Source organism: Streptomyces sp. MnatMP-M17 (assembly GCF_900091995.1).
Classification (GTDB): domain Bacteria; phylum Actinomycetota; class Actinomycetes; order Streptomycetales; family Streptomycetaceae; genus Streptomyces.
The window spans coordinates 1-5,011 of record NZ_FMDK01000604.1 but is presented as its reverse complement, the minus strand read 5'-3'; the positions used below and the strand labels follow the sequence as shown (position 1 = coordinate 5,011).

10 protein-coding genes are annotated in these 5,011 nt (G+C 69.4%); all 10 read right to left on the bottom strand.

Annotation, left to right across the window (positions count from 1 at the left end; all coding sequences use genetic code 11):
• A partial coding sequence (locus tag GA0115259_RS25725) for a hypothetical protein (protein WP_141716691.1) occupies positions 1-348 on the bottom strand: 348 nt, incomplete at its 3' end.
• Between the two features lie 16 nt (positions 349-364).
• On the bottom strand, positions 365-895 hold the full coding sequence (locus GA0115259_RS25720; RefSeq protein ID WP_093601432.1) for a hypothetical protein: 531 nt from the start codon (positions 893-895) through the stop codon (positions 365-367).
• Entirely contained in the window at positions 888-1,211 is a 324-nt protein-coding gene (locus GA0115259_RS25715) for a hypothetical protein (protein ID WP_141716690.1), read from the bottom strand. Before GA0115259_RS25715 ends, GA0115259_RS25720 begins: the two co-directional genes overlap by 8 nt.
• A gap of 5 nt (positions 1,212-1,216) precedes the next feature.
• Positions 1,217-1,519: a hypothetical protein gene (locus GA0115259_RS25710; protein WP_370748458.1), complete on the bottom strand. Its 303-nt coding sequence runs from the start codon at positions 1,517-1,519 to the stop codon at positions 1,217-1,219.
• Positions 1,503-1,772 (bottom strand): hypothetical protein, encoded by a 270-nt coding sequence (locus GA0115259_RS42180; protein WP_176732652.1) that lies wholly within the window; start codon positions 1,770-1,772, stop codon positions 1,503-1,505. Before GA0115259_RS42180 ends, GA0115259_RS25710 begins: the two co-directional genes overlap by 17 nt.
• A gap of 3 nt (positions 1,773-1,775) precedes the next feature.
• Entirely contained in the window at positions 1,776-2,303 is a 528-nt protein-coding gene (locus GA0115259_RS25705; protein WP_093601429.1) for a hypothetical protein, read from the bottom strand.
• Positions 2,303-3,094, bottom strand: coding sequence for a hypothetical protein (locus tag GA0115259_RS25700; protein ID WP_093601427.1), 792 nt, complete (start codon positions 3,092-3,094; stop codon positions 2,303-2,305). Before GA0115259_RS25700 ends, GA0115259_RS25705 begins: the two co-directional genes overlap by 1 nt.
• A gap of 66 nt (positions 3,095-3,160) precedes the next feature.
• Positions 3,161-3,856, bottom strand: a complete 696-nt coding sequence (locus GA0115259_RS25695; protein ID WP_093601425.1) for a hypothetical protein — start codon at positions 3,854-3,856, stop codon at positions 3,161-3,163.
• Complete coding sequence (locus tag GA0115259_RS25690) at positions 3,856-4,068, bottom strand: hypothetical protein (RefSeq protein WP_093601423.1); 213 nt, start codon at positions 4,066-4,068, stop codon at positions 3,856-3,858. Before GA0115259_RS25690 ends, GA0115259_RS25695 begins: the two co-directional genes overlap by 1 nt.
• 16 nt (positions 4,069-4,084) lie before the next feature.
• Positions 4,085-4,954: a hypothetical protein gene (locus GA0115259_RS25685; protein WP_093601421.1), complete on the bottom strand. Its 870-nt coding sequence runs from the start codon at positions 4,952-4,954 to the stop codon at positions 4,085-4,087.
• Positions 4,955-5,011 lie beyond the last annotated feature (57 nt).

The window sequence follows — 5,011 nt, the reverse complement described above, 5'->3', positions numbered from 1 at the left end:
TTGGGGGACGTTCAGGGCTGCCTGTAGGTCGATGGGATCGACGTCCGCGCCAGTGTCGATCGCGTTCACTACCCGGTCGAGTGCCAGGCGTGCCTGCTGGATGGCGCGCTGCTGGTCGAGAACTGCGTCGAGGTCGATGTCATCGGCGTTGGCGTCGGCCTGTGCTACGACGCGTCCAAGGTCGTCCTGAAGCTGCCGGAGGCTGAGCGTGGTGTTGAGGACTGCGGCGACATTGACGTCGGGGGCGCCGTTCTCGGCGATGGTGACGACGCGGGCAAGGTCTCGTTCGAGCTGTGGGAGCGCGCGGGTGGCGTTGACGATGAGATCGACTTCGGCCTCGGATGCCATGGTTCACCTCCCTCTGTCAGGCCATGCCGGGCATGTTGCGGGCGGCGGCAACCATGGCGTCGAAGTCTTCGCTGTCGTCCCACTCGTCCTCGAAACCGGCTGGGGGCGCGGCCAACTGCGAGTCGAACTTGAAGACGTCCTCTTCCTTGCTGTTGCGGGTCATGAGGGTGTGGACGGCTGCGCACCACTCGCCCAGCGACCGCGCCCACGGGTCGACCCCAGCAAGCAGGAGGTGTCCCAGGACGGCCGGCTGCGCGCCGAGGCTGAGTAGCCGGTACGACTCCCACCATGCGCGGCCCCCCGCCTGGGAGAGTGCGTCGTACGAGCCCTGCACTGCGGTCTCCAGAGCCAGGTCGCCCGCAGCGAGCCGCCCGATCAGCCACGCCCGGCCATCCTCGTCAGCCAGACGCATGAGGGCGAGCGATGGCCGCGAGTCGGCCACTGCGGTCAGCCAGTGGCCCGCTGCGCGGTACGGGACCGTGACCGGATGCCCCGCCACCTGCACGGTGACGGCGCTCCGGGAGATCGCGGCGAGGATGTCAGGCATCGCCCGTGCCGGAGAGCTGGGAGATGACGTTGACGAACTCGGCGAATTCGACGGCACCGACGAGGAGCTGCTCGTTCATCCACTTCCAGTTGGCCTCGCCAACGGCCGATCGGATGACCGTCCGGGTCGCGGACAGCACGGCTTCGTTGCCGTCGTCCTTGGCCAGCTGAATGGCGATGGCCTGTCCATCTGTGATGCGCCTCCCGCGCAAGGTCTTCCCGGCGAAGGTGAAATTCCGGGGCACTTCCACCCGATCGGGCTGAGGGACAGCGTGCGCGCTACTGGGGGTCTGCGAGGCGATGTCGAGCGTATCCATGTTGATCATCCCTGTCTGAAGCTGTATCCGCGTGCTGCGGCTGTCTCACGAAGCGCCTGGTCCAGGAAGGGCCTGGCGTGGGTTCCGGGGTGGTGGACGACCTTGGCGTATACGACCCGGCCGCCGACCACGAACCGCAGTGCCTGCGCCCGGCGCGGCCGGATAATGTGCGGCCCGGTCCCGTCGTTCACCCACGGCGCGTACTCCACATCCGAGCCGACCGTCACCATCGGGCGCAGCGTGTACGTACGGCGGAACTCCTGCCGCAGCGACGCCCGAAGCCGCCCCGTGTCAACCGGCGCCAAGATCCGTGCCCGGTTCAGGAGTTGCCTGCCCGCGGCCTCCAGCTCCCGCCGGTTCGCTCCCCGGATCGTCCGGTTCAGCGCCGCCCGATCCAGCCGTACTCTCGCCACCGCCCGCCACCACCTTTACGAGTCCCGCGTTGATCCAGCCCTGCGCGCGCCCGTCCAACTCGACGAGCCCGGCGTCCCCGGCGATGAGGCCGTTGAACGACGTCAACACCTCGATCCGTACCTGCGCAGTCTTCTTCCGAGCCGCCATGCGTCAGCACTCCGAGCAGTCGAGGATCACGGTCACGAGCTGAGTCCCCCACAGCGCGCCACCCTCCGGCCCATGCGGCTCCCACACCCCCGGCGTCACGCCGCCCAGCGCGTAGGTGTCCGACACGATCGGCTCGAAGCAGCACGACGCTCGGCGCATCGCTGCGGCGTCCGCGTCCATCAGCAGCGCCGCCGCCGTCCAGTCGTCACATGACGGGCCCGACGCCGTCGTGCCGTACGGAAGGCAGCGCACGACCGCCATCTCCAGATCGACCGCCCACGCCGAATGCCCGCACGCCGTCGGCATGTCGTCTGCGGACTGCTCCTGTATGGCCAGCCGGACCGGCCTCACCTGCGTCACGCGCACCCACGCCAGGCCACACGCCTCGTTCTCCGCAGTGCCTGCCGAGATGGGGATCGTCTCGCCCGCGCGCAGGCACACCTTCTCCGCGGGGATCGGCGCTGGACCCGCGTCCAGTTCGGCGTGGAAGCAGATGAGGAGCTGCTGCGCGAGGTCTCCGGGAAAGGCCATCAGACGTACCTCACCGGTGTGACGTCGGGCGAGTGAACGCGGGAGCGCTGGCGTTTGCTGGTGGGGTTGACGGAGCGGATCCACAGGTCGACGTTGGCGATGCCGGTCAGTCCGTCTCCGGTGATGGCCTGGGGGTCGACGACCTGAACGTTGATGCCCTGGCGGGAGAGGGACTGAAGCTGCTGCGGCAGGGCGCACGAGGCGTCACCGCTGCATGCCTTCGCGAACTCACAGGCCAGTTCCCCGGCCGCGATGGCGCCCGCAGGGGGGAGCGGCAGCCCGGGGCTGAGCGTGACCGCGAACGAACCCGCCTCGGTTATGCCGACGTTCATGTCCTGGCAGTCGGGCCAGCACTCGCCATCCGTCCGTACAAGGAGATGCCCGTTGTCGAGCCGGTACGCCGACGGATCAAGGACGATGCCGTCGACACGGACCTCCGTGACCGTGGCTGGCCCCGGGATGGGGACCTCGCAGCGGGCGCGGCAGGAGCATCCGCCTTTGCCGCACAGGCAGTTGCGCCATGCCCCGGCGCCATCGATGTACGGCAGCATCCACGGCATGCCTGAGCCGGACGCGCCGGGCCAGCCGACGGGCCATGTCATGTAGCCGCCGTAGCCCTGGCATTTGGGGCCGCAGGGGCGCACAGTGACCGGGCACTGGCCGAACTGGTGGCCGGTAAGGCTGTCGAGGATGCCCATGGCCCACGCGGTGGCAGCAGCCTGTACCGCAGGGCTGTAGTCCGCCCAGCCGGGGCAGCAGGACGTGTCCAGCGTCCAGTCGCATGCGGGCATTCGGCGCTCCTTGCGCGGGTGTCCGGGCCTGCCGCCTGGGGGAGGTAGCGGCAGGCCCGGGGCGGGTCAGGCAGCCAGCGCGATCGCGCCGCAGGCCGGGGTGGGCGGGGCGACGGTGGTGACCTCGAAATGCTGGTGCACCGAGGGACCGATCGCGGTCTCCAGCGGGCCCTCCGGGAACGGGGTCACGGCGGACTTGATGACGTCGTACGGGCCGACTCCCCAGCCGGAGCCGGTGCTGGTACGTGCCGTCAGGGTGAGGGTGAGCGCGGCGTTCGCGATGCTGGCCTCGCCGATCCGGGCCTGGACGACGAACGGCCACAGCCAGTACCCGTATTCGAGGCCACCCGCTCCGCAGGACTGGCCGGTCTTCCCGGACCACACCTCCACCGCGAAGTTCGCGGTGCCGGTCAGATCGGAGTCCAACCGCCAGCCGACGGACGACGGGGTGGGCGTCGCATCGTTCACCACCAGCGGGTTCCCGGTGATGATGTTGATCGCCTCAGGATCGATGTTGCAGAACACCATGCTCAGGTCGACCCAGCGGAGCGCCGGACGGCTCTGGTCGTCGATGCACAAGTCACCGTTGGCATCCGGCTGCGTGATCTCCTCGGGATCCTGGTAGTTCGGCGTCATACCAACGCTCACGAAGCCCTTGGTGACCAGCGTGCCCGTCGGGCCCGGTACGGGAGCCCCGCACTCGTCCAGCCGCGTCAGCCGCATCATCTTGCCGCGGGCGTAGCTTCCACAGATGGCAGGCATCAGGCGCCGCCGCCCTTCTTACTCGTGGTCGTACGGCGCTTCGCCGGAACGACCTTGTCGTGGTAGGCGTCCGCGACATCGGACGGGACGACGAACTCGGCGCCCCCCGCGACCGTACGGACGTCCTGCGGATCAGCGGCCAGGCCCAGCAGCAGCCGGGCCGTCTCCTGCACTTCCCCGGGCGGCGGGACCACCCGGCTGTACTCGCTCATTAGCGTCTCCATGGGGTCACGCCTCGGGTGGGGTGATATCGACGACAGCGGGGGCCGCGATGGGTACCTGCACGGCGTGGACGATCGGGCACGCCCACGTGTGCGCGTACACCCGCTCCGCGAGCGCCATGAACTGGTTGTAGGTGCGATCCATGGTCTGGACGACGTTCGGGACGATGGGCTGCTGCATACGGCGGATCCACACCGGCGGCGTCATGAACGCCCACACGCTCCCGGCGTCGGGTGCCGCGCCGGCCGGTCCGGTGATGCCGTAGCCGGAGCCGATGGACCACTGGGATCCGAGCGGGGTGGTGAGGACCCCGGCGGACGGGCTGTCGCTGATCAGCTCGGCGTAGGTGAGGGCGGCGTAGGCGCGGGTGTTGATGTGGATGGTGCCGATGTAGCCGTACGTGTCGTAAAAGCTGTGCTCCAGTGCGGCGATGGCGGCACCGGCGCCGGGGGCGTCAGGAGTTACGGCTACGACGCCTGCGGTGGTGGTGAGTGCCGGGTCTACCGGCGGGCTGGTGCCGCCCCAGACCGCGGCCTCAACCTGCTCCTGCTCCGCGCCGGCAAGCTTGCGGCGTACGGTGCGCTCGACGTCCTGGGGCGTGCGGCCGACGCTGCCGCACTTGTGGGTGGCGTACACCCAGTACGGGTCACCGGCGACGTAGCCGAGGCCCTCGTCGAAGATTTTTCCGGGGTGGGTGTCGCAGTTCGCGTCGTACAGCCGGGCGACGCCACAGTCTTCGGCGGGGAACTGGAAGCCTGCCGCGGCGGTACGGGCGTCGAGGTCATCTGTGACACGTGCGGCGGTGAACAGGCCGTACCGCGGCCGGCCGGGTGATGGTGCTTCGACGAGCTGCGGGTTGGTGAGGATTCCTGCCATGGTCCCTCCCTTCTGGTGTGGGTGGCGGCCGGGCCAGGGACGGGGCCCGGCCGCCGG